The 24,764-nt window shown below is 73.2% G+C and carries 12 protein-coding genes; 9 read left to right on the top strand and 3 right to left on the bottom strand.

What is annotated here, in order from left to right:
• The first annotated feature begins 9 nt into the window (after nt 1-9).
• Both BA175_RS21540 and BA175_RS21535 read left to right on the top strand, forming a co-directional pair.
• Nucleotides 10-699 carry an HAD family hydrolase gene (locus tag BA175_RS21540; RefSeq protein WP_069173055.1) on the top strand — a complete coding sequence of 230 codons (690 nt, stop codon included), beginning with the start codon at nt 10-12 and terminating at the stop codon, nt 697-699.
• Nucleotides 700-1,996: 1,297 nt separating this feature from the next.
• The gene (locus BA175_RS21535; protein ID WP_069173054.1) at nt 1,997-7,012 is read left to right on the top strand and encodes an NAD-glutamate dehydrogenase; all 5,016 of its coding nucleotides are present in this window, start codon (nt 1,997-1,999) and stop codon (nt 7,010-7,012) included.
• A gap of 95 nt (nt 7,013-7,107) precedes the next feature.
• Here BA175_RS21535 and BA175_RS21530 read toward each other — a convergent pair whose 3' ends face one another.
• Nucleotides 7,108-7,899 (bottom strand): ABC transporter ATP-binding protein, encoded by a 792-nt coding sequence (locus tag BA175_RS21530; RefSeq protein WP_069173053.1) that lies wholly within the window; start codon nt 7,897-7,899, stop codon nt 7,108-7,110.
• Nucleotides 7,892-8,830 carry an ABC transporter permease gene (locus BA175_RS21525; protein ID WP_069173052.1) on the bottom strand — a complete coding sequence of 313 codons (939 nt, stop codon included), beginning with the start codon at nt 8,828-8,830 and terminating at the stop codon, nt 7,892-7,894. The genes BA175_RS21530 and BA175_RS21525 overlap by 8 nt, the downstream gene beginning before the upstream one ends.
• Nucleotides 8,831-8,982: 152 nt before the next feature.
• On the opposite strand from BA175_RS21525, the gene BA175_RS21520 reads away from it, so the two are divergent.
• Nucleotides 8,983-9,588 carry a TetR/AcrR family transcriptional regulator gene (locus BA175_RS21520; protein WP_069173051.1) on the top strand — a complete coding sequence of 202 codons (606 nt, stop codon included), beginning with the start codon at nt 8,983-8,985 and terminating at the stop codon, nt 9,586-9,588.
• Nucleotides 9,589-9,638: 50 nt separating this feature from the next.
• Here BA175_RS21520 and BA175_RS21515 read toward each other — a convergent pair whose 3' ends face one another.
• Nucleotides 9,639-13,268: a CDP-glycerol glycerophosphotransferase family protein gene (locus BA175_RS21515; RefSeq protein ID WP_069173050.1), complete on the bottom strand. Its 3,630-nt coding sequence runs from the start codon at nt 13,266-13,268 to the stop codon at nt 9,639-9,641.
• A 101-nt stretch (nt 13,269-13,369) separates the two neighbouring features.
• Here BA175_RS21515 and BA175_RS21510 point away from each other — a divergent pair, with 101 nt between their 5' ends.
• From BA175_RS21510 to BA175_RS21485, 6 genes are all read left to right on the top strand, one after another.
• Nucleotides 13,370-15,475, top strand: coding sequence for a bifunctional glycosyltransferase/CDP-glycerol:glycerophosphate glycerophosphotransferase (locus tag BA175_RS21510; protein WP_069173049.1), 2,106 nt, complete (start codon nt 13,370-13,372; stop codon nt 15,473-15,475).
• A 91-nt stretch (nt 15,476-15,566) separates the two neighbouring features.
• The gene (locus tag BA175_RS21505; RefSeq protein ID WP_069173048.1) at nt 15,567-16,277 is read left to right on the top strand and encodes a methyltransferase domain-containing protein; all 711 of its coding nucleotides are present in this window, start codon (nt 15,567-15,569) and stop codon (nt 16,275-16,277) included.
• Nucleotides 16,278-16,288: 11 nt separating this feature from the next.
• Nucleotides 16,289-17,176, top strand: a complete 888-nt coding sequence (locus BA175_RS21500; RefSeq protein WP_175420879.1) for a TylF/MycF/NovP-related O-methyltransferase — start codon at nt 16,289-16,291, stop codon at nt 17,174-17,176.
• A 106-nt stretch (nt 17,177-17,282) separates the two neighbouring features.
• Nucleotides 17,283-20,756, top strand: coding sequence for a bifunctional glycosyltransferase/CDP-glycerol:glycerophosphate glycerophosphotransferase (locus BA175_RS21495; protein ID WP_069173047.1), 3,474 nt, complete (start codon nt 17,283-17,285; stop codon nt 20,754-20,756).
• Nucleotides 20,753-23,605, top strand: a complete 2,853-nt coding sequence (locus BA175_RS21490) for a bifunctional glycosyltransferase/CDP-glycerol:glycerophosphate glycerophosphotransferase (RefSeq protein ID WP_069173046.1) — start codon at nt 20,753-20,755, stop codon at nt 23,603-23,605. Before BA175_RS21495 ends, BA175_RS21490 begins: the two co-directional genes overlap by 4 nt.
• On the top strand, nt 23,602-24,759 hold the full coding sequence (locus BA175_RS21485) for a glycosyltransferase (RefSeq protein WP_069173045.1): 1,158 nt from the start codon (nt 23,602-23,604) through the stop codon (nt 24,757-24,759). Before BA175_RS21490 ends, BA175_RS21485 begins: the two co-directional genes overlap by 4 nt.
• Nucleotides 24,760-24,764: the final 5 nt, after the last annotated feature.

Here is a 24,764-nt window from a genome sequence, read left to right as displayed (position 1 = left end):
TTTCTCTGTATGGCGACACCCGGGAAGCACCCCACCCATCTGGTCTGGGACTGGAACGGCACCCTGCTGGACGACGTCCACGCGGTCCTCGGGGCGACGAACGCCGCCTTCGCGGAGGTCGGCCTGGCGCCGATCACGCTGGAGCAGTACCGCGAGACGTACTGCGTCCCGATACCGAGGTTCTACGAGCGGCTGCTCGGCAGAGCGCCCACGCAGGCCGAGTGGGAGCGGATGGACGGCATCTTCCACCGCCACTACACCGAGCGGCGGGCCGCCTGTGCGCTGACGGAGGGGGTCGAGGAACTGCTGGCGCGGTGGTCCCGGGCCGGCCGGAGCCAGTCGCTGCTCAGCATGTACGGCCACGAGCACCTGGTCCCCGTGGTCCGGGGGTACGGCATCGAGCGTCACTTCGTACGCGTCGACGGGCGCACGGGTCCTTCCGGCGGCAGCAAGGCGCAGCACATGGAACGCCACTTCGAGGTGCTGGCGGGCCTGGAGGGGGCGGCCCGGGCCGCCCCCGAGCACGCGGTCGTCATCGGGGACGCGGTGGACGACGCCGTGGCGGCGGCGCACGTGGGGGCGCGAGCCGTTCTCTACACCGGCGGTTCCCACAGCCGCGCCAGCCTGGAGGCGGCGGGGGTACCCGTCGTGGACACCCTCGCCGAGGCCGTCGCGCTGGCGGAGCGGATGGCGGACTGACGGCGCATGCCGGGGACGGCCGGGGGCGTTCCCTCGGCGGGCCGGCGGGCTCCCGGCTCGCTGGGTGTGGGCCCGGGTGAGCTCGTCCGCGAGCGTGTCGGCAGGGGCGACGGCGCGCTCAGCCGACGGTGTCCGGAGAACGGGAGAGCCGAGGGCGTACGGCGAAGCACCCGGCGAACCTCCGGGTGAACCCTGGGGTGAGCGCGCCTGCCGATGGACCGGGCGAACATCCGGCCGGGGCATCCGGTGGGCGTCGGCGGGCGTACCTCTGTCGATGGACCGGGCGAACGCCCTGGCGAGGCAGTTGGCGAGCGCCTGCGGACGTGATTCTGCCGACATGTCGGGCGACCAATCCGCCGGGGCATCCGGTGGGCGTCGGCGGGCGTACCTCTGTCGATGGACCGGGCGAACACCCTGGCGAGGCAGTTGGCGAGCGCCTGCGGACGCGATTCTGCCGACATGTCGGGCGACCATCCGGCTGAGGCATCCGGTGGGCGTACCTCTGTCGATGGACCCGGCGAACACCCTGGCGAGGTAGCTGGTGAGCGCCTGCGGACGCGGTTCTGCCCACGTGTCGGGCGAACATCCGGGCGAGGCAGCTGAAGGGCGCCTGTGGACGTACTTCTGCCGATGGACCGGGCGAAGACCTGGCGGGGGCATAGGGTGAGCGTCTGTGGATGCGCCTCTGCCGGGGCACCCGGCGAACACCCTGCCGAGGCAGTCGGTGAGCACCTGAGGACGCGACCCTGGCGGACATCCGGCCGAGGCGCCCCGCGAGGGCTCCCGCGAACACCCGGCCGAGGCGTTTCGCGAAGGCTCCCGTGAACACCCGGCCGACGTACGCGGTGAACACCCGGCCGGGGCGCCCGGCGAAGCCGACCGCCCGGCCCAAGGGTGCCGACGGGCCGACGTGCCCGTCCTGGAGGCGGCGGCTGCACACGGGTCCCGATACGCGCCGGGACGGCCCGGCGCGATGTCCAGAGTGTCAAAGTTCGGGGTCATCTTTTGTACACATGCGGCCCATGACGGTGGTGGGTACGGGAGAGATAGCCTGGGTCCGTGATCAGCGCGATACGCCTCGGGGGCAGCGAAGCCCCCGGCCTGCGCCCGGAGTGCCACCGCACCCGGGCGATCCGCGATCTCCGCACCCCGGGCCGTCTGCCGAAAATGGCCGATATGGCCCCGGGTATCTCCCACGGCGGCATAGCGTCGACCGAGACCGGAAACCCCGTGTCGTGGCGGTACGTCGTCTTTTACACCTACGTCACGCAACGGCGCGCGACAGGAGCCAGAGGACATGCAGACCAAGCTGGACGAAGCCAAGGCCGAGCTGCTCGAACGGGCGGCCCGGGTAGCTGACAACAGTCCGGGCGGTGGTGTCGGTGGCCCGGGAGGTACCCCCCGGGTGCTCACCGCCCAGGCGGGCACAGGGGCGGACCGGGACGAGCGGCCGGGCCACGAGACGCTGCTCGCCTATCTCCAGCGCTACTACCTGCACACCGCTCCGGAGGACGTCGCCGATCGCGATCCGGTCGACGTCTTCGGTGCGGCCTCCTCCCATTTCCGTCTCGCCGAGAACCGCCCCCAGGGCACCGCGAACGTCCGCGTCCACACCCCGACCGTCGAGGAGAACGGCTGGACCTGCAGCCACTCCGTCGTCGAGGTGGTCACCGACGACATGCCGTTCCTGGTCGACTCGGTCACCAACGAGCTGTCCCGACAGGGCCGCGGCATCCATCTGGTGATCCACCCGCAGGTCGTCGTCCGCCGCGACGTCACCGGCAAGCTGATCGAGGTGCTCGCCGACGACCGGCCCGGGGGCAACGGCGTCAAGCGGACCAAGGGCGCCGAGGAGACCCGGGCCGAGCTGCCGCACGACGCGCTCGTCGAGTCGTGGATCCACGTCGAGATCGACCGCGAGACCGACCGCGCCGACCTCAAGCAGATCACCGCCGATCTGCTGCGCGTCCTGTCCGACGTACGGGAGACCGTCGAGGACTGGGAGAAGATGCGCGACGCCGCCCTGCGGATCGCCGACGACCTCCCCGTCGAGCCGCTCGACGACCTCGGGGACGACGAGGTGGAGGAGGCCCGTGAGCTGCTGCGCTGGCTCGCCGCCGACCACTTCACCTTCCTCGGCTACCGGGAGTACGAGCTCCGGGAGTCCGACGCGCTGACGGCCGTGCCCGGCACCGGCCTCGGCATCCTGCGCTCCGACCCGCGGCACAGCGAGGACGAGGCGCACCCGGTGAGCCCCTCCTTCGGGCGGCTGCCCGCCGACGCCCGCGCGAAGGCCCGTGAGCACAAGCTGCTCGTCCTGACGAAGGCGAACAGCCGGGCCACCGTGCACCGCCCCAGCTACCTCGACTACGTCGGCGTGAAGAAGTTCGACGCCGACGGCAACGTCATCGGTGAGCGGCGCTTCCTCGGGCTGTTCTCCTCCGCGGCCTACACCGAATCCGTACGCCGGGTGCCCGTGGTGCGCCGCAAGGTCGCCGAGGTGCTGGAGGGCGCGGGCTTCACGCCCCACAGCCACGACGGCCGTGACCTGCTGCAGATCCTGGAGACGTACCCGCGCGACGAGCTCTTCCAGACGCCCGTCGACCAGCTGCGGTCCATCGTGACCTCCGTGCTGTACCTCCAGGAGCGCCGCCGGCTGCGGCTCTACCTGCGTCAGGACGAGTACGGGCGTTACTACTCCGCACTCGTGTACCTGCCCCGCGACCGCTACACCACCGGTGTGCGGCTCCGTCTGATCGACATCCTCAAGGACGAACTGGGCGGCACCAACGTCGACTTCACCGCCTGGAACACGGAGTCGATCCTCTCCCGGCTGCACTTCGTCGTCCGGGTCCCCCCGGGCACCGAGCTGCCGCACCTCACCGACGCCGACGCCGACCGCATCGAGGCGCGTCTCGTCGAGGCCGCCCGGTCCTGGTCCGACGGCTTCCAGGAGGCACTCAACGCCGAGCTGGGCGAGGAGCGGGCCGCCGAGCTGATGCGCCGCTACGGCCACTCGTTCCCCGAGGGGTACAAGGCCGACCACTCGCCGCGTGCCGCCGTGGCCGACCTGGTCCACCTCGAAGCGCTCACGAGCGACAGCAAGGACTTCTCGCTCAGCCTGTACGAGCCCGTCGACGCCGGTTCCGGTGAGCGCCGCTTCAAGATCTACCGGACAGGTGAGCAGGTCTCCCTCTCCGCGGTCCTGCCCGCGCTCCAGCGGCTCGGCGTCGAGGTCGTCGACGAGCGCCCGTACGAGCTGCGCTGCGCCGACCGCACGCATGCCTGGATCTACGACTTCGGGCTGCGGATGCCGACGGTCGCCGGCAGCGGCGACTACCTCGCCGACGACGCCAGGGAGCGTTTCCAGGAGGCCTTCGCCGCCGTCTGGACCGGCCGGGCGGAGAACGACGGCTTCAACGCCCTCGTGCTCGGCGCGGGGCTGGACTGGCGTCAGGCGATGGTGCTGCGCGCGTACGCGAAGTACCTGCGGCAGGCCGGTTCGACGTTCAGCCAGGACTACATGGAGGACACCCTCCGCAACAACGTCCACACCACCCGGCTGCTGGTCTCCCTGTTCGAGGCCCGGATGTCCCCGAGCCGGCAGAAGGCGGGCACGGAGCTGACCGACGGGCTGCTCGAGGAGCTGGACGGCGCCCTGGACCAGGTCGCCTCCCTCGACGAGGACCGGATCCTGCGGTCCTTCCTCACCGTCATCAGGGCCACGCTGCGGACCAACTTCTTCCAGAGCGCGGACGCGGACGGCACCCCGCACGCCTACGTCTCGATGAAGTTCGACCCGCAGGCCATCCCGGACCTGCCCGCGCCCCGTCCGGCGTTCGAGATCTGGGTCTACTCCCCGCGCGTCGAGGGCGTCCACCTGCGCTTCGGCAAGGTCGCCCGCGGTGGTCTGCGCTGGTCGGACCGGCGGGAGGACTTCCGTACGGAGATCCTCGGCCTGGTCAAGGCGCAGATGGTCAAGAACACCGTGATCGTGCCCGTCGGCGCCAAGGGCGGCTTCGTCGCGAAGCAGCTCCCGGACCCGGCCGTCGACCGTGACGCCTGGATGGCCGAGGGCATCGCGTCCTACCGGACGTTCATCTCGGCGCTGCTCGACATCACCGACAACATGGTCACGGGCGAGGTCGTGCCGCCGGCCGACGTCGTCCGTCACGACGAGGACGACACCTACCTCGTCGTCGCGGCGGACAAGGGCACCGCGAGCTTCTCCGACATCGCCAACGAGGTGGCCGAGTCGTACGGCTTCTGGCTCGGCGACGCCTTCGCCTCCGGCGGTTCCGCCGGGTACGACCACAAGGGCATGGGCATCACCGCCCGCGGCGCCTGGGAGTCCGTCAAGCGGCACTTCCGGGAGCTGGGGCGTGACACCCAGACCGAGGACTTCACCGTCGTCGGTGTGGGCGACATGTCCGGTGACGTGTTCGGCAACGGCATGCTGCTCTCCGAGCACATCCGGCTGGTCGCCGCCTTCGACCACCGGCACATCTTCATCGACCCGGACCCGGACGCCGCCACCTCGTACGCGGAGCGGCGCCGGCTGTTCGAACTGCCGCGCAGCTCCTGGGCGGACTACGACCCGAAGCTGCTCTCCCCGGGCGGTGGCGTCCACCCGCGCTCCGCCAAGTCGATCCCGGTCAACGCCCAGATGCGGGAGGCGCTCGGCATCGACTCCAAGGTCACCAAGATGACCCCCGCCGAGCTGATGCAGAACATCCTCAAGGCATCGGTCGACCTGCTGTGGAACGGCGGCATCGGCACATACATCAAGTCGTCCGCCGAGTCGAACGCCGATGTCGGCGACAAGGCCAACGACGCGATCCGGGTCAACGGCGAGGACCTGCGGGCCCGCGTCGTCGGTGAGGGCGGGAACCTCGGGGCGACCCAGCTCGGCCGCATCGAGTTCGCCCGGTCCGGCGGCCGGATCAACACCGACGCCATCGACAACAGCGCCGGCGTGGACACCTCCGACCACGAGGTGAACATCAAGATCCTGCTCAACGGACTGGTCCGCGACGGTGACATGACCGTCAAGCAGCGCAACAAGGTCCTCGCGGAGATGACCGACGAGGTCGGACGGCTCGTGCTGCGCAACAACTACGCGCAGAACGTGGCGCTCGCCAACGCCTGCACGCAGGCGCCGTCGCTGCTCCACGCCCACCAGCGGTTCATGCGCAGGCTCGGCCGCGACGGCCACCTGGACCGGGCGCTGGAGTTCCTGCCGAACGACCGGCAGATCCGCGAGCTGCTCAACCACGGCAAGGGCCTCAGCCAGCCCGAACTGGCCGTACTGATCGCCTACACCAAGATCACGACGGCCGACGAGCTGATCTCCACCAGCCTGCCGGACGACCCGCACCTGCAGAAGCTGGTGCACGCCTACTTCCCGGAGCAGCTGAGCGCGGCGTTCCCCGAGGCGGTCGACGGACACGCGCTGCGCCGCGAGATCATCACGACCGTGCTGGTCAACGACACGGTCAACAGCGGCGGCTCGACGTTCCTGCACCGGCTGCGGGAGGAGACGGGCGCGTCGCTCGAGGAGATCGTGCGGGCGCAGTACGCGGCCCGTGAGATCTTCGGGCTCTCCGCGGTGTGGGACGCCGTGGAGGCGCTCGACAACCAGGTGGCCGCCGACGTGCAGACCCGGATCCGGCTGCACTCGCGCAGGCTGGTGGAGCGCGGCTCGCGGTGGCTGCTGGGCAACAGGCCGCAGCCGGTCGAGATCGCGGAGACGGTCGACTTCTTCCGTGAGGGGGTCGAGAAGGTCTGGGGCGAGCTGCCCCGGCTGCTCAAGGGCGCCGACCTCGACTGGTACCGGTCGATCCTCGGCGAGCTCACCTCGGTCGGGGTCCCCGAGGAGCTCGCGGTGCGGGTCGCCGGGTTCTCCTCGGCCTTCCCGGCGCTGGACATCGTGGCCATCGCGGACCGTACGGGCAAGGACCCGCTGGCCGTCGCCGAGGTCTACTACGACCTCGGGGACCGGCTGGGGATCGCTCAGCTGATGGACCGGATCATCGAGCTGCCGCGGGCCGACCGCTGGCAGTCCATGGCCCGCGCCTCCATCCGCGAGGACCTGTACGCGGCGCACGCCGCGTTGACCTCGGACGTGCTCGCCGTCGGCAACGGGACATCGGCCCCCGAGGAGCGGTTCGCCGCCTGGGAGGAGAAGAACGGGCCGATCCTGGCGCGGTCGCGGTCCACCCTGGAGGAGATCCAGAGCTCGGACGCCTTCGACCTGGCCAACCTGTCGGTGGCGATGAGGACGATGCGGACGCTGCTGCGTACCCACGCGTGATCCGGTGCGGCCCCGGGGCCGCTCACGGACGAGACCGCCGGACGGGCCGATGGGGCCCGTCCGGCGGTCTCGTCCTGTGGCCGGTGCGGTTCGTGTTACTTGCCGGCCTTGGAGGGTGCCGTGAACTTCTCGTAGGCCGCCACGACCACGTCGGCCGGGCCGTCCATCCGCAGGGTGCCCGCCTCCAGCCAGAGCGCCCGGTCGCAGGTCTCGGTGATGGACCTGTTGCTGTGGCTGACCAGGAAGACCGTTCCGGCCTCCTTGCGGAGCTCCATGATCCGGTCCTTGCTGCGCCGCTGGAACTTCGCGTCGCCGGTGGACAGGGCCTCGTCGATGAGTAGCACGTCGTGGCTCTTGGCGGCCGCGATGGAGAAGCGGAGCCGGGCTCCCATGCCGGAGGAGTACGTGCGCATCGGGAGCGTGATGAAGTCGCCCTTCTCGTTGATGCCGGAGAAGTCGACGATGTCCTGGTAGCGCTCGCGGATCTGCTCGCGCGTCATCCCCATGGCCAGGCCGCCGAGGACGACGTTACGTTCCCCGGTCAGGTCGCTCATCAGCGCGGCGTTCACGCCCAGCAGCGAGGGCTGGCCCTGGGTGTGGATCCGGCCCTGCGACGGGGGGAGCAGCCCGGCGACGGCCTTGAGGAGCGTGGACTTCCCGGATCCGTTGGAGCCGATCAGGCCGATGGCCTCACCCTTGTACGCGGCGAAGCTGACGCCCTTGACGGCGTGCACCGTGCGGGCGCCGCGGGGCTGCCGGCGCGAGACGATCCGGTTGAGGGCGGAGGTCGCGCTGCCCCTGCCGGTGCGGGCGCCGTTGACCGTGTAGGTGATGTGGACGTCGTCGACGACCACGGTGGGTACGCGGGTGTCAGGGGTCTCAGCCACGTCCGTATCGCTCCTCGGCCTTCCAGAAGTACACGAAACCGCCGATGCCGCAGACGAGCGCCCAGCCCGCCGCGACGGCCCATACGTGCGGGGGCATCTGGTCGCGGGTGAAGCTGTCGATCAGCGCGTACCGCATCAGGTCGATGTAGACGGCGGCCGGGTTGCACTCCAGTGCCAGCAGGACCAGCCGCGGAACCCTGTCCCCCGTGAGCAGGTTGTCGAGGCTCCACATCACGCCCGACGCGTACATCCACGTACGCAGTACGAAGGGCATCAGCTGGGCGATGTCGGGGGTCTTGGCGGTCAGCCGCGCCACGACCATGGACACCCCGGTGTTGAACAGCGCCTGCAGGGTGAGGGCCGGGACCGCGAGCAGCCAGGACGGCTGCGGGTACTGGCCGAAGGCGAGCAGGATCAGCAGGAGCGCGCCCAGCGAGAACATCAGCTGCTGGAGCTGTTGCAGGGCCAGGGCGATCGGCAGGGACGCGCGGGGGAAGTGCAGGGCGCGGACGAGTCCGGTGTTGCCGCTGATGGCCCGGGTGCCGGCCGTGATGGAGCTGGCGGTGAAGGTCCAGATGAAGACGCCGGTGACGAGGAAGGGCACGTAGTCGGCGACTCCGTGCTTGGTGTTCATCAGGACGCCGAAGATGAAGTAGTAGACCGTCGCGTTGAGCAGCGGGGTCATGATCTGCCAGATCTGGCCGAGCTTCGCCTGGCTGTACTGGGCGGTCAGTTTGGCGGTGGCGAACGCGGTGATGAAGTGCCGGCGGCCCCACAGCTGCCGTACGTACTCGGTGAGCGAGGGCCGGGCCCCGCTGACGGTCAGGCCGTGGCGGGCGGCGAGTGCGGCGAGCTCGCCGGGTTCGTACACCGGGAGGAGGGCGGGGGAATCGGGGCCCACCGGGGCCGGCGGTGCTGCTGTCTGGCTCACCGTGATCGCTTTCGACGGGGGGGTGAAGAACGGGGCGAACGGTGCGGACGCGTACGGGCGGATGGGACGGCACCGTATCGTCGCAACGCTGACAGTAGGACGTTTGTACGTCGCAACGCAACCGTTCCGTCGTCACGGTCTATCATTCGGGGATGACCAGCGAACGACGAACCGGGCGCCGAACCCCCGCGGGTGCCGCCGTGCTGCGCGAGGACGTCACCGACGCGATCCGCGCAGCCGTGTTCGAGGAGCTGGCCGCGGTCGGTTTCGCGCGGATGTCGATCGAGGGCATCGCCCGGCGCGCCGGCGTCGGCAAGACGGCGGTCTACCGCCGCTGGAAGTCCAAGCTCTCCCTCGTCCTCGACCTGGTCACGGCCATGGCGTCCCAGGGCATACCGGCTCCGGCCACGGGTTCGCTGTACGGAGACGTGCGCGCGGTCCTCGAACTGGCCGCGTACGCCCTGCGCCACCCCGTCGCCTCGCAGGTCATCCCCGACCTGCTGGTCGAGGCGGCCCGCAACCCGGAGATCTCCGGGGCCATCAAGGCCGCCCTGCTGGACCAGCAGCAAGGGGTGGCCGCCGTGGTCGTACGGGCGGCGGTGGCCCGGGGCGAACTGCCCGAGGACAGTGATCCGGACCGGGCCCTCGACCTGATCGTCGGACCGCTCTACTGGCGCCTCGTGGTGGTGCGCGGCGGGCTTCCCCCGGGCTACCTGGACGATCTGGCCGCCTCCGCGGTCCGGGCGCTCAAGGGCTGAGAACCGCCGGGGACCCGTCTCCCGGCCGTCGGGCGCCCACGGGCCCGGCCTCAGGGGCGGTCGGCGAGGAGCCGGTCCGCGACGCGCCGCGCCGCACCACCGTCGTCGAGGTCGCAGAACTCCCGCCGGAAGCCCTCGTACGCGTCCGGGTGGGCGTCCGCCCACGCCCCGGGGGACCGCAGGGCCCCGGCGACCTCGTCCGTGGTGGCGAGCAGCGGCCCCGGGGCCCGGGCCTCGAAATCGAGGCAGAAGCCGCGCACGGTGTCGCGGTAGTGCTCCAGGTCGTAGGTGTGGAAGAGCATCGGCCGGCCGGTGAGGGCGAAGTCGAAGACCAGGCCGGAATAGTCGGTGACGAGGACGTCGGCGATCAGCAGCAGCTCGGTGGCGTCCGGGTGCGCCGACACGTCACGCAGGCCCGGGACCGGCGGTACGCCGCCCGTCACCAGGGGGTGCCTGCGGACCAGCACGGTGGTGCGGCCGTCGAGCGAGCGGGCCAGCGCGGCCAGGTCGAGCGCGGGCTCCCAGCGGTACAGCGGGGGTGAGCCCTCCGGCACACTGCCCGGCGCGTGCGCCAGGTGATCGCGGTACGTCGGGGCGTACAGCACCACGCGGTGCCCGTCCGGGACCCCCAGCCGCCGTCGTACCCGCTCGGCCGCCTTGTCCCGGTCCGGAGCGAGGAGCAGGTCGGCGGCGGGGGAGCCCGCCTCCAGCACCTCCCCGCGGTAGGCCAGGGCGCGGCGCAGATGAGGGGTGGCGAAGCCGCTGGGGGAGACCAGGACCGACCACTGCGCCGAGCGGTGCGCCAGTGAGGAGAGATCCTGGTGGTCGGCGTACAGGGAGTCGGTGAGGTCCAGCCCGAAGCGGCCGAGCGGGGAGCCGTGCCACAGCTGCACGACGGTCTGGCCGGGGCGCCGTTCGAACCACGCGGGCAGCATGCCGACGGCGACGACGCGGCGGGCCCGTGCCAGTGCCTCGTACCAGCCGGTGCTGTGCGCCACCACGGGGACGGCGGTCGGCGGCACCTGGGCGGCCGCGCCCGCCGAGCCGTCGGTGACCCAGAGGTGCTCGACGTCGGCGCTCCGGCGCACGAGCTCGGCGTGGACGGCCCGTGAGCCCCCGCCGGCGGTCAGGCCGGTGTGCAGACCCGTGTAGAGGACGGCCTCACGGAGCGGCAGCCGGCGCTGCGCCGGATGGTGCGCCGTACGCAGCAGGCGCTGCCGGTACGCGCCCCGCTCGGCCTCGCCGAGCACCGGCTCGCCGTGCACGGTCAGCCGGTCGTCGTGGAGCCGGTCGACGCGGAACGCGGCGCCGGCGGGGCGGACCGGCAGCTGCGCGGCGAGGGCGGCCGTCACCCGCACGGCCGGACCGTCCAGGAGCACCTCCCACTCGCCTTCGCGGGGCGGGGGGACGAGGGTCGCGGAGAACCGTCCCGCCTGCCGTTCCACGGGGAGGCTCACGGTCTCGCCCAGGGTGGTGTGGCGCAGGACCAGGGCGCCGGGCGGGCCGTCGCCGGAGTCCGGGCGGGCCCGTCCGAGCGTCCCCCCGATGCGCGGCCCGCCCTCCGCCCCCGGTTCGGCCCGGTCCGCGCGCGGAGGGCCGGACACCTCCAGCACCAGCCTGCCCGAGGCGTCCGCCAGGGCCGGCGGCGGCAGGTCCGGGGCGGCGGCGAGGGGGACGCGGGCACCTCCGGTCAGGAGCCAGGCCTGCCACCGCGTCCCCGACCGGGAGTCGGCCTCACCTGCCGCACCGGGCTCCCGGGCCTCACCCGCACCACCGGCTCGCCCGGCTGCGGCAGGTACGGCACCCGGGCCCGCCGCCGGATCCACGAGATCCGCGAGCGGAATCCGTACGGTGAACCGCCTGCGGTCCCCCTGCCGATCGCTCTCTCCGTGCGCGCCGTCGCCCTGGCGCGGTTCGCCGCTCTCCTGCGCGTCGCCACCCCGGTGCGCGTCGCCGTCCTCCGCCCCGGCGGGCCTCCCGTGCCCCCCGTACTCCCGGGACTCCCCGGAATCCCCGTACCGCACCGGGCAGCTGCGCTCCGCCGATCCGGCGCGGGTCAGGACCAGGGCCGTGGGCCGGGCGCCGCCGTACAGCCGGCCGGTCAGCTCCAGGGTGCCGTCCGGCCCGGCGCGGTGGCCGTCGGCCAGGGCCGGGAGCCGTTCCACGGTCAGTTCGAGCCGGCCGCCCCGGTAGCCGAGCACCGCCCGCCCTCCGCCGCCCAGTTCGCGCACCAGCGGCTGGGCGGCGGCGGCCTCCACCGCGCGCAGGGCCGCCCGCCGGACGGCACCGCGCCCGGCCACCACCACGCCCACCTGCCAGCTGCCCGGACCGAGCCGTTCCGGGTCCAGGACCATCTCGAAGCCCGCGTGGTCGTAACAGTGCAGTTCCTGGCCCGAGTCGGCGGTCGCCGCCGGCATCAGGACCCTGCGGACCGGCACGCGCCGCAGCCGCCTGCCCCCCGCCTCCCGCACCAGCCCCACCGTGAGCGAGTGGCCGGCCGCCCGGGCCGGGAGGTTGCGGATGTACGCGTACCCGCGCAGCCTCAGCTTCCCGTCCTCGCCCCAGGACGCCTCCACCAGCCGTGCCACGGCGGGCAGGTCGCCCCGGCCGATCCGTACACCGGTACCGCCCGGCCCGCCCGGGACGGTGGGATGCGCCGCCCGCCGCCGGCCGGGAAGCCCCTGGACCGCGAACGTGCCCGTCCCGTTGGCCCGTTCGAAGGCGAGGACGGCCAGCAGCTCCTCCAGCCTGCGTTCCCGCACGAGCTGCCACCTGAGACGCGCCTCGGCCGGCAGCCCGGCCGCGGCGTCGCCGCCCGCCCGGTCGAGGAAGGCGCCCGCGCCCGCCATGAACGCGGCACGGTAGGAGGGCCCGCCCATCGGCAGGCCCTCCAGGAAGTACACGAAGTCGTCGCGCAGGCAGGACGCGTCGTACAGCCGTCGCTGCGCGGGGTCGCGGTCCGCCAGGAAGGCGCTGACCTGCTCGCAGGCCGCGATACGGTCGCGTACGCCCCGGACGTCCGTGCGCCGCCGGGTGATCGAGCCCTCCCTGACGCGCCAGTGGTAGACGTGGTCGTGGAGCACGTCCACCGAGGTGGCGAGGTAGTGCGCGGGGATCATCACGGGGGTGTCCTCGTAGAGCCTGCCCACCGGGAAGGTGAAGGCGTGCCGGTCCCAGAAGGCGCGCCGGAACACCTTGTTCCAGGCCACCCGGTCGGCCAGCAGCCGTGGGTCGCGGGTGATGTGCGTACGGGGGTGGTCGGCCGTCAGCCAGCGGTACTGCCAGGCCTGCTGCCCGCCCTGTCCGGTGAGCCGCAGGACGTTTCCCGTGGCCAGGTCCGAGCCGGTCGACTCCAGGGAGGCGACCATCCGTGCGTAGGCGTCCTGGACGACCACGTCGTCGCTGTCCGCGAACGCCAGGTAGGGAACGCCGGGCGTGGTGCGGGCCACCCCCGCGTTGCGCGCGGCGCTCAGTCCCGCGTTGGCCTGGCGCACACAGCGGAAGCGGTCGTCGCGGGCCGCGAACTCCTCCGCGATCCTGCCGCTGCCGTCCGTCGAGCCGTCGTCGACGAGCACCACCTCCATGGCGGCCAGGGTCTGGCCGGCCAGGGAGGCCAGGCACTCTTCCAGATACTCCGCGACGTTGTGCACGGGGACGACGACGCTGAGGAGTGGCTTCATGGACGGATCAACCCGGGGGAGCCGCCCGGGTCACCGGAGCTGACCCGAACGGATGAATGTGCGTCACGGAGGAGGCGTGTCCCGCACTACGCTCCGCTGCCATGCTCGTCAGTGTCGTCATGACCGCCCACCGCGTCCAGGGATACCTGAGGGCGGCCGTCGAATCCGTGCTCGGCCAGTGCGACGGGGGCTGGGAGCTGATCGCCGTCGGCGCCGGCCCGCCCGACGGGGGGCTGGCCGTCGCGCGGGAGTTCGCGGAGCGTGACCCCCGGGTACGGGTGGTCACGGAACGGGCGGGGAGCCCCCGCGGCCCGGCCGCGGCCCGCAACGCCGGCGCGGCCGAGGCGCGGGGCGCGTACCTGCTCTTCCTCGACGGCGACGACCTGCTGCTGCCGGGCGCGGTCCGGGAGATCACCGCGCGGCTGTCCCCGCAGCGGCCGAGCAGTCCCGTGCGCCCGGCCCCGGAGCGGCCCGATGGCCCCACGACCCCCGCCGAGGAACGGCCGGAGACTCCCTCCCGTGCGCACGCGGCACCGCCCGACGTGCTCCGTCTGGGCCACGACCGCGTCGACTGGTGGGGCCGTACGGAGCCCGGGGACGCCCTCCCCGCAGCCCGCAACCAGCTGTTCCGCCGCGCCTTCTGGGCCGCGCACGGTCTGGCCTTCACCGAGGACGAGGCCCCGTACGACGACGTCGTGCCCGTCCACCGCGCGGCCTTCCTCGCCTCGGACGCCGGCACCCTGGCCACCCTGGACCGTGTCTGCGTGCGCCACCGTCTGCGGCGCACCGGAACCTTCGCGACCGAACCCGGGCGCCGGCACTTCGCCGTGATCGGCGCCTACCACCGGCTGGCCGCCGAGACCGGCGGCGACCCCCGGGTCCTGCCCGCGCGCACCGCCCACCTGCGGGCCGTGCTCGACGACCCGGGCCGGATCGCCCCCGGCGACCGCGCGGCCTTCTTCCGGGAGGCCGGACTCCCGGGCCGGTACGCCGCGCACCGGGCGAAGGAGGCCGCCCGGGTGCGGCGCGCCCGGGCCCGAACCGCGCTGCTCGCCGCCCGCAGGACCCTGCGCGCCCGGGCCATGAGGGCCGCCTACCGCGCCGACCTGCACCGGCCGCTCGACCCGTGCCTCGCGGTCTACGGGGCCTACTGGAACCGCGGCGTCGCCTGCAACCCCGCGGCGGTCTACGAGAAGGCCCGTGAGCTGGTCCCGCACATCCGGGGCGTGTGGGTCGTCTCCTCCCGCCACCGCGACCGGATGCCACCGGGCGTGCCGTACGTGATCGAGGGGTCGCGCGCCTACTGGCGGACCATGGCCACCGCCACCTACCTCGTCAACAACTCCAGCTTTCCCGGCGGCTTCACCAAGCGCCCGGGCCAGGTCTACCTGCAGACCCACCACGGGACCCCGCTCAAGACGATGGGCCTGGACCAGCACCCGTACCCCGCCCTCACCAACGGGGTGAGCTTCGAGAGGATCGTCGCCCACACCGACCAGTGGGACTTCAGCCTCTCCGCCAATCCGCACACCACCGAGGTCTGGGACCGCGTCTACCCCTCCTCCTACGAGCACCTGCCCCTCGGCTACCCGCGCAACGACGTCTTCTTCACCGCGACACCGGAGCGGAGCGAGCGGATCCGGGCCGCACTCGGCATCGCGCCCGGCAGGACCGTGCTGCTCTACGCGCCGACCCACCGCGACTACCGCCGGGGCTTCCTCCCCCGGCTGGACCTGGAACGGCTCACCCGCGAACTGGGTGAGGAGTTCGTGGTGCTGGTGCGGGCCCACTACTTCTACGGGCGCTCGGCCGGGCAGCTCGCGGGGGACCGGGTCGTCGACGTGACCGCGTATCCGAGGACCGAGGAACTCTGCCTCGCCGCGGACGCGTTGATCACCGACTACTCGTCGCTGATGTTCGACTACGCCTGCCTGGACCGCCCGATCATCACCTACGCGCCGGACTGGGAGGCCTACCGGGCCGCGCGCGGCACCTACGTCGATCTCCTCTCCGGCCGCCCCGGTGACACCCCGGGGGCCGTCGCCACCACGGAGGACGGACTGCGGGAGGTGCTGCGGACGGGGGCCTGGCGCTCCCCCGGGGCGGACGAACTGCGCGCCGCGTTCCGCCGGCGCTTCTGCCCGTACGACGACGGGCGCGCGGCGGAACGCGTGGTGCGGCGGGTCTTCGCCGCCGGACCCGCCTGACGCCCGGCGTCACCCGTACGGGGCGTCCCCTGCGTGGCCCGCCGTCGTTGTCCTCAACAGCGCGTGTACACGGCAACGTTGGGAGAACGCCATGCACCGGTCCGCCTACGAGCAGATGGAACTCTGTGTCCGGGAGTATCTGCCCCCGTCCGGCAGGCACCGCGTCGTGGACCTCGGCTCACGGATCTCCGGCAAGCAGACCCGCACCCACAAGGGGCTGCTGGCGGACCACGACGTCGACTACGTCGGGGTCGACGTCCTCGACGGGCCCAACGTGGACGCGGTGATGACCCGGCCCTACCGCATCCCCGTCAGGTCGGGCACCGCCGACGTGGTCCTGTCCGGCCAGGCGTTCGAGCACATCCCCTTCTTCTGGGTGACGATGCTGGAGATCGCCCGGGTGCTGAAGCCCGGCGGCCACGCCTTCATCACCGCCCCCTCGCGCGGTCACGTCCACGACGCGCAGGACTGCTGGCGCTACTACCCCGACGGCTTCCGCGCGCTGGCGGCCCACTCGCGCCTCGAACTCCGCGAGGCGTACACGGACTTCCCGCCGGCCAGGGGCATCTGGCACGACTACGGGTCCATCGACGCGAAGGCCGCCTACTGGGGCGACTCCGTCGGCGTCTTCCGCAAGCCGCAGCGCTACCCCCGGCTGACCATGCTCGCCGTGCGGGAGACGGCGGTCTGGTGGGCCAACCGGGTCGGCGGGGTGGAGCGGGTCCCGCTGCCCCGCCCGCTGGACGGCCGGGACCGGTGCGGGCGGCGGGAGAGCCCCGCGGCCGCATCAACCACAGGTTGACGAAAGGTGACATGAGCCGCAAAGCGCGCGTACTGTCCGGCGGCATGGCTTGGCGCAACGCCGTCAACGGCGTCCTACAGCAACTCACCGGATACCAGCTCAGGCGCGCGACCGTGCCCGCACCGCGTACCGCCCCGGCGGCGAAGGCCGGGCAGCCCACCCCTCCGGTGCAGCGGCCCGCGGAACCGTCCCCGGCGAAGAAGCCCGCCGCGGCGAGGAAGCCGCAGTTCCCCGCGGACTACGACGACGAGGCGAAGGACATCATCCGTGCGGTCAAGCCGTACACGATGACCTCCCCGGAGCGGCTCAACGCCTTCGTCCTCGCGACCCGGCACATCGTCCGGCACGACATCCCCGGCGCCGTCGTCGAATGCGGTGTGTGGCGCGGCGGTTCCATGCAGGCCTGCGCGAAGACGCTGCTCTCGCTCGGCGAGACCGGGCGCGACCTGTACCTCTTCGACACGTACGAGGGCATGACGCCGCCCACCGCGGAGGACCTGCGGCGCGACGGCCGCCCCGCCCGGGAGCTGCTGGACGCGCAGGGCAAGGACCGGCCCATCTGGGCGGTGGCCTCGCTGGAGGACGTCAAGGCCGGCTTCGAGCAGGTGCCCTACCCGAAGGACCGCGTCCACTACGTACGGGGCAAGGTCGAGGACACCGTCCCGGACCTCGCCCCGGAGCAGATCTCGATCCTCCGGCTGGACACCGACTGGTACGCCTCGACCAGGCACGAACTGCGGCACCTGTACTCCCGCCTGGTGCGCGGCGGGGTTCTCCTCATCGACGACTACGGCTACTGGCAGGGCTCCCGCCAGGCGGTGGACGAGTTCCTGGAGGAGACCGGGGAGCGGTTGCTGCTGCTGCGCATGGACGAGGGCCGCATCGCGGTCAAACCCTGACCACCCGGTACGCGTCGTGAGCCCCGTGCCTCCCCGGCGCGGGGCTCGTTCGTTATGCAGAAGACCAGTTGATCCCCGTCCGCCCCGGAAGGATCGTGCGCAGCGCATGGCACCCCGTCTCACCGTCGTCGTCCCGCTCCACAACGTCGAGGAGTACCTCGGGGCCTGCCTCGAGTCGCTGGCCGCGCAGACCATGGCCGACCTGGAGGTCGTCATGGTCGACGACGGCTCGACGGACAACAGCGCCGACGTGGCGATGGAGTTCGCCCGCGGGGACACCCGCTTCCGGCTGATCAGGCAGGAGAACGCCGGACTCGGCGCCGCACGCAACGCGGGCGCCGCCCAGGCCCATCCCGGCGGGCGGTACCTGGCGTTCGTCGACAGCGACGACGTCGTACCGGCCGGCGCCTACGCCCGGATGCTGGCCGAACTCGACTCCTCCGGCTCCGACTTCGCGACCGGCAACGTCCTGCGGCTCCGGGCCGGCGGCGCGCTCGAACAGTCCCCGATGTTCCGCAGGCCGATGGAGACCCACCGCAGGGCCACCCACGTCACCCGGGACTGGATCCTCCTCGGCGACCGCATCGCCTGCAACAAGGTGTTCCGCAGGTCCTTCTGGGACGGCCACGCCTTCGCGTTCCCGACCGGGGTCCTGTACGAGGACATCGCCGTCGTCCTCCCCGCCCACTTCCTCGCCCGGAGCGTCGACGTCGTCGAGGAGCCCGTCTACCACTGGCGGGACCGGGACGGCTCGATCACCACCCGGCGCGCGGTGGCCCGCGGCATCCGCGACCGCGTCACGGCGGTCTCCACCGTCAGCCGGTTCCTGGCGGACCGGGGGACGACCGAGGCACGGCGGCGTTACGACGCACACGTGCTCTCCGGCGACCTGTGGCTGTTCATGGAGGCCCTCCCGGACGGCGGCGCCGACTTCCACGAGGCCTTCCTCACCCACGCCAACGCCTTCGCCGACACCGTCGAACCCGCCGTCCTGACCGGGCTGCCGCTGCACCTGCGGGTCAAATGGCAGCTCATCCGGGAGCGCAGGACGGCTGAGCTGCTCGCGCTCCTGGCCCACGAGTCCGGGGACCGGGACACCTTCCACGTCCGGGGTCTGCTCCGCCCGAGGGCCCAGTACCCGGGTGTCGAGGGCCCCCTCCCACGCCGGGTCACCGCGCTGTCCGCGGCGGACCTCCCGGTGCACGCGCACCTCACCGAGGCGGTGTGGCGGGACGGGAAGCTGCACCTGAAGGGGTACGCGTACGTCCGCAACGCCCCGGCCAGGTCGGCCGGGACCGGCTGGCTCAGGTCGGGCCGGCGGGTGCTCCCGCTGCGGATGCGTACGACGGTGACCGACGAGGCCGCCGCCCGGACGGGCCGCTCCGTGCACCGCTACGAGCGCTCCGGCTTCGAGACCGTGGTGGATCCCCGCAGGCTCGCCGTCAGGGGCTCCCGGACGGTCTGGAAGCTGGAGTCCGTGGTCGTCGCCGCGGGCCGGCCGCGCCGGGGCCCGATGCGGCTGCTGGGCAACCCGGCCGCGCCCGCCGTGCGGTACACCGACGAGCGCACCCGGATCGTCCCCGTGCTCAGCGGCAACAAGCTGGAACTGCGCGCCGAGCGGATCGACGCGGTGCTCGCCGGGCACGCGCCGGCCGCCGCCCGGGACGGGAGGGGTGACGCCGTCCGCCCCGCGGTGCGGATCGCGGTGCGGGTCGTGGGCGCGGACGCGCCGACGGGCCTGACGGCCCTGCGCCTCCAGGAGTGGCGCACGAAGGAGACCCGGGAGTTCCCGCTGGCGGCCGGCGACGGAACGGACGGCCGTACCCTCCTCGCCGACGTGCCGCTCGACACGTTCCTGGGGGCCGACGGCGACTGGGGCGTCCAGCTCGTGGGGGCGGGCCGCAGGCTGACCGTCGCGGCCCGCCCCGAGACCGACGCCGGGCGCTACCCGCTGGCCGGGGGCCGGGAGCTGTACGCGGCGGCCAACCCCTCCGGGGACCTCGTCCTCACCGACCGGGACGCGCAGCCCGTCGTCACCCGCGTGTCCTGGCCGGACGGCGGCGCCCTCGCCCTGGAAGGGACCCTTCCCGGCATGCCCGGACGGCCGCTCGAACTCGTCCTGCGCCACGCCGGCCACCAGGAGGAGACGACCTTCCCCGTGGAGTTCGAGGGGCCGGCGTTCCGTACGGCGCCGACGCCGTCGGCCGTCGAGGGGATCGGCGGCGCGCTGCCGCTCGCGGAGGGCCGCTGGTACCCCTTCCTGAGGGAGCGGGGCGAGCGGGACCCGGAACGCTACCTGCCGCTGCGCGCGGTCCCCCAGCTCCACGCCGCGCTGCCGGTGCACCGGGACTCCGGCGGCCGCCGCTTCACCCTGGAGCGGCGTTTCCACGACCGGCTGAGCCTGGAGTCCGGCAGCGCCCTGCCGCTGCGGGACCGGGGGGCGTACGGCCAGGGCCGGCTGCGCCGGGAGTACGCCACCGCACGCACCCGGGGGCTGCGCGAGGCCGTGCTCTACTCCAGCTTCGACGGGCGCCAGTACTCCGACTCGCCCCGGGCCGTCCACGAGGAACTGGCGCGCCGCGACACCGGCGTCGAGCACCTCTGGGTGGTGCGCGACCAGCAGGCCGCCGTGCCCGCCGGGGTGCGGGCCGTGGCCCTGCACAGCGCCGAGTGGCACGAGGCGCTGGCCCGCAGCCGCTGGATCGTCACCAACACCCAGCTGCCGGACTGGTTCGAGCGGACGGACGGCCAGTTCGTCGTCCAGACCTGGCACGGCACCCCGCTCAAGCGCATCGGCCGCGACCTCGAGGGCACCCCGTGCGCCGACGCCGCGTACATGGCGTCCATGCCCGCACGCGCCGCCCAGTGGAGCGTGCTCGTCTCGCCGAACACCTTCTCCACCCCCGTCCTGCGAGGTGCCTTCGGGTACACGGGCGAGGTACTGGAGTGCGGCTACCCGCGCAACGACCTGCTGTACGCCCCCGAGCGCGCGAAGACGGCCGTCGCCGTCCGGGAGGCCCTGGGCGTCCCGGACGACAGGCGGGTGGTGCTGTACGCCCCCACCTGGCGGGAGGACCGGCCCAGGCGGAGCGGCCGGTACGGTCTCGATCTCCAGCTCGACCTGGAGCGGGCGGCCGAGGAGCTGGGGGACGGCCACGTCCTGCTGGTGCGCCGCCACTACCTGGTCGGCGGCAGCGTCCCGGAGAGCGACTCCGTGCGCGACGTGTCGCGCTACCCGGACGTCGCCGAGCTGATGCTGATCAGCGACGCCCTGGTCACCGACTACTCGTCCCTGATGTTCGACTTCGCCCAGACCGGCCGCCCGATGCTCTTCCACACCTACGACCTGGAGCACTACCGCGACACCTTGCGCGGCTTCTGCTTCGACTTCGAGAGCCGTGCGCCGGGCCCCCTCCTCACCACCTCGGCGGAGGTCGTGGAGGCGTTGCGTGACCCGGAGGCGGCGGTCGCGGGCCACCGCGAGGCGTACGCGCGCTTCCGCGAGGCCTTCTGCGACCTCGACGACGGCACCGCGTCGGCGCGGGTCGTGGACCGGATGCTGAAGGGGGCGGGGGCGTGAGCACTCCCGACGTCAGCTGTGTGATCACCGCGGGCGCGGGCGGCGAGGCCGCCCTGCGGGAGTCCGTGGAGTCCGTGCTCGACCAGTCGCTGCGCGCCGTCGAGGCACTCGTCGTCCTGCCCGCCGACGGTGACGCGGCCCTCCGCGCCGCGGCCGGCGCGCTCGCCGGACGGTCCGGCGGCCGGGTCCGCGTCCTCACCGCCGAGGCGCCGGCGGGTGCCGTCGCCGTCCTGCGCAACACCGGGCTGGACGCGGCGGCGGGCACGTACGTCCTCGTCCTCGACGACGGCGAACTCCTCCGCCGCCACGCCTGCCGCAACCTGTGGGAGGCCGGGACGCGCACCGGCGCGGACCTCGTCGCCGGGCGCTGGAGCCGGCTGACCGGCGACGGGGCCAAGGAGCAGGAGCCGCACTGGCAGCACGCCCTGTTCGCCCGCTCCCGGGCCGTCGAGCGGTTCACCCAGGCTCCCGGACTCGCCGTGCACGACGCCCTGGTGACCGGATTCTGCCTGCGACGCGAGGCCCTGGAGCAGCACGGTCTGCGCTACGACGAGGACCTCACCCACAGCGGGATCCTCTTCGGCGCCCTGGCCGCGGCGGTGGTGGGCCGGATCGCGCTCGTCCGCCGCCGGATCGTCACCCGGCGCGCCCTGCCCGACGGCGGCCGGGACCTCGCCGGACTGGTCGAGGCGCACCGGCGGGTCGGCCATGTCCTGGTCGCGCAGGGTCCGGACGGCCTGTGCGAGGAGCGGGACCGCGCGTTTCTGAGGGACCACCTCGTGCCGTTGGTGCGCTCGTTCGTGCTGCGGCCCGCCGCCGAGCGCGACCGGATCACCGCGACGGCCGCCCGGGTGCTGCCCGGCTGCGTCACCGAGGACGCTCTGCTCACCCTCCCGCCCGTGGAACGCGTCGGCGTACGGCTGCTGGAGCGCGGCGATCCGGACGGGGTGCTCACGGCGGCGTACGCGATGCGCAGGCGCGGCACCGTGGCGGCACCGCTCACCCTCGGCGGGGACGGGCGGGTGTACTGGGGCAGCGGGGACGACCCGGTGCTGGACGTCACCGCGCTCGGCCACCAGCACCGCACGTTCGGCGAGCTGCGCCTGATGAACCGGGTCACCCGCTACGAGGCCGACGGCGGCAGGGTCCTGCTCGCGGGCCGGCTCGTCCTGCCCGGCCACACCGGCCCCGAGCCGGACGCCCCGCTCACCGCCCACCTGGAGTTCCGGGTGCGGGACGGCTCGCGCGCGTTCCGCTTCCCCGTCGACGAGCTGCGGCGCGACACCACCGGGGTCGCCTGGCGCACCCGGGTCCACCTGACCCGCGGGTTGCGCCCGTTCGGCGTCCGGGACACCGTGTGGGACGCCAGGATGGTGCTGGAGGACGGCCGTACCCGCTCGGTCACCGACCTGTTCGCCGCCCACGATCTGGTCGGTCCTGCGGACCGCTCGCCCGCTCTGCCCCGGCTGGGCCGCACGGCGGGGGACATCTGGCAGCCCTACGTCACACTCAAGGACCACCTGGCGCTCCGGCTCGACGCCCGCGGACGCCCCGCGCGTACGGCCCGGCGGCTCGTCCACTACGCCACGCACTTCCGCCCCGCCCGCAGGGTGAGGCTCCTGCTGCGGGCCCTGCGCACCCGCCGGGACCGGTTGCACGCCCGTGGCTTCAAGGCCCGCGTCTACGACTCCTGGCTGCTCCGGCTGCCCGTCCGCAAGGGGGCCGTGGTGTTCGAGAGCCACATGGGCAGGTGCTACGGCGACAGTCCCCGGGCCGTGTACGAGGAGGTGCGGCGCCGGGGGCTGCCCCTGCGCTGCGTCTGGTCGTACGAGAGTTCCCCGGCGGGCTTCCCGCCCGGTGCCCGGCTTGTCCGCCGGTGGTCCTGGCGGTATCTGTGGGCGCTCGCGCGGGCCGAGTTCTGGGTGGACAACCAGGGCTTCCCGCAGCAGCTGCGCAAGCCGTCCGGCACCACCTACCTCCAGACCTGGCACGGGTCGGCGTACAAGCGGATGGGCTTCGACGAGACGCGCGTGCGCATGCAGAACGCCCCGCAGCGCGAGCGGCTCCAGCGGGCGGTGCACCGCTTCGACCACTTCCTCGTCCGCTCCGAGCACGACGTACGCACCCTGGCCCGTGCCTACCGTCTCCCGGAGGAGGCCCTGCTGCGTACGGGGTATCCGCGCAACGACGCCCTGGTCGCGGCCCGCGCCCGGGACGAGGCGGAGGGGCGGTTTCCGCGGCCGTCGCTCGCGGCGGAACTGGGGCTCCCCGACCACCGCGAGGTCGTGCTGTACGCGCCGACCTTCCGCGCGGGGGGCGGCAGGCGCAGGCGCCGCCCGCTGCTGCTGGACGCCGCCCGCTTCGCGGAACGTTTCGGCGACCGGTACACGCTGCTGGTACGGGCCCACTACCTGGAGGCGGCGAGCCTTCCCGTGTGCCCGCCCGGCACGGTCGTGGACGTCTCCGGCCACCACGACGTCAGCGAACTGCTCGCGCTCGCCGACATCCTCGTCACCGACTACTCGTCGATCATGTTCGACTACGCGCTCCTGGACCGCCCGGTCGTCCTGTTCGCACCCGACCTCGACGCGTACGCCGCCGAGCGGGGCAGTTACTTCGACCTGCGGGAGAAGGCCCCCGGGCCGGTCGTCGGGACCGAGGACGAGCTCTTCGCCGTACTGGACCGGCCGAAGGCCGCGGACGCCGGCTTCCGGGAACGGCGCGCCGCCTTCGCCGAGGAGTTCGGCGGCTACGACCGGGGGGACGCCGCCCGTGCGGTCGTGGACACCGTGTTCGCCCGGCACATCGTCCCGGCCCGCAGGGCCCGTACCGGGGAGGCGGGCCGATGAGCGGCAGCCGTGAGGTCCGTGACGTCTTCATCGTCTCCAACAGCACGGACGAGCTCGGCGGGGTGACCGGCTGGACGCACCGCACCGCCCGGCTGCTGAGTGAGCGGGGCCACCGGGTGCACGTCGTGGGGATCCACGCCTCCGCACTGAAGATGGCCCTGCCGGAGCCGCTCGGCCACCCCGTCACGGCGCTGTACCCGGCCCATCCGCCGACGCCCTGGGCGCCCGAGGGGGCGTGGGACCGCCTCCGTGTCGCGGCCAGGCGCCGCGAGGCGGCCCGGGTGGCGGAGAAACGGCGTGCCGTCGCCCGGCTCTCGGAGCTCTTCCGCACCGCGCGGACCGGTGGTGTGGTGATCGTCAGTCAGGTCTGGGCGATGGAATGGGTCGGCGAGGCGGACACGTCCGGGCTGCGGGTCATCGGGATGAGCCACGAGTCCTACGACTACTCCCGGGCGAGCCACCGCTACCGCTGGATCAAGGACCACTACGCGAACCTCGACCGCTGGCTCGTCCTCACCGAGGAGGACGCCGACCTGTGGGCGGGCGACGGGATGGACAACGTCGGCTTCATGCCCAACGCCCTGGCGGCCCTGCCCGACGTGCCCTCTCCCCGGCGGGAGAAGGCGGTCGCGAGCATCGGCAGGCTCACCGACCAGAAGGGTGTCGACATGCTCCTGGACACGTGGGCGCTGGTCGCCCCCGAACGCCCCGACTGGCGCCTGGACGTGTACGGGGCCGGCGAGGACGAGGCGGATCTCCGGGCCCGGTGCACGGACCTGGGTCTGGACGGGTCGGTCCGCTGGAGGGGCCGCACGGACGACGTGCCCGGAGCGCTCGCGGCCTCCTCCGTCTTCGTCCAGTCCTCGCGCGGCGAGGGCTTCCCGCTCGCGCTGCTGGAGGCCATGGCCAGCGGGGTGCCGTGTGCGGCCTTCGACTGCGCGCCGGGGGTGCGGGAGATCGTGCGCGACGGTGAGGACGGGCTGCTCGCGCCCGCCGGGGACATCGTCGCGCTCGCGGACCGGCTGCTGCGGCTCACCGGCAACCCGCGGATGCGGGACGCGATGGGGGACCGGGCGCGGACCGCCGTCCAGCGGTTCTCCGAGGCGGAGATCATGGACCGCTGGGAGGACCTGTTCGCGTTCCTGGAGCGCTGAGCGGC

This window comes from Streptomyces griseus (assembly GCF_001715295.1).
Taxonomy (GTDB): Bacteria; Actinomycetota; Actinomycetes; order Streptomycetales; family Streptomycetaceae; genus Streptomyces; species Streptomyces griseus_G.
Note: the sequence above shows the minus strand (reverse complement) of the source record. Positions and strands in the feature narration are given on the sequence as shown.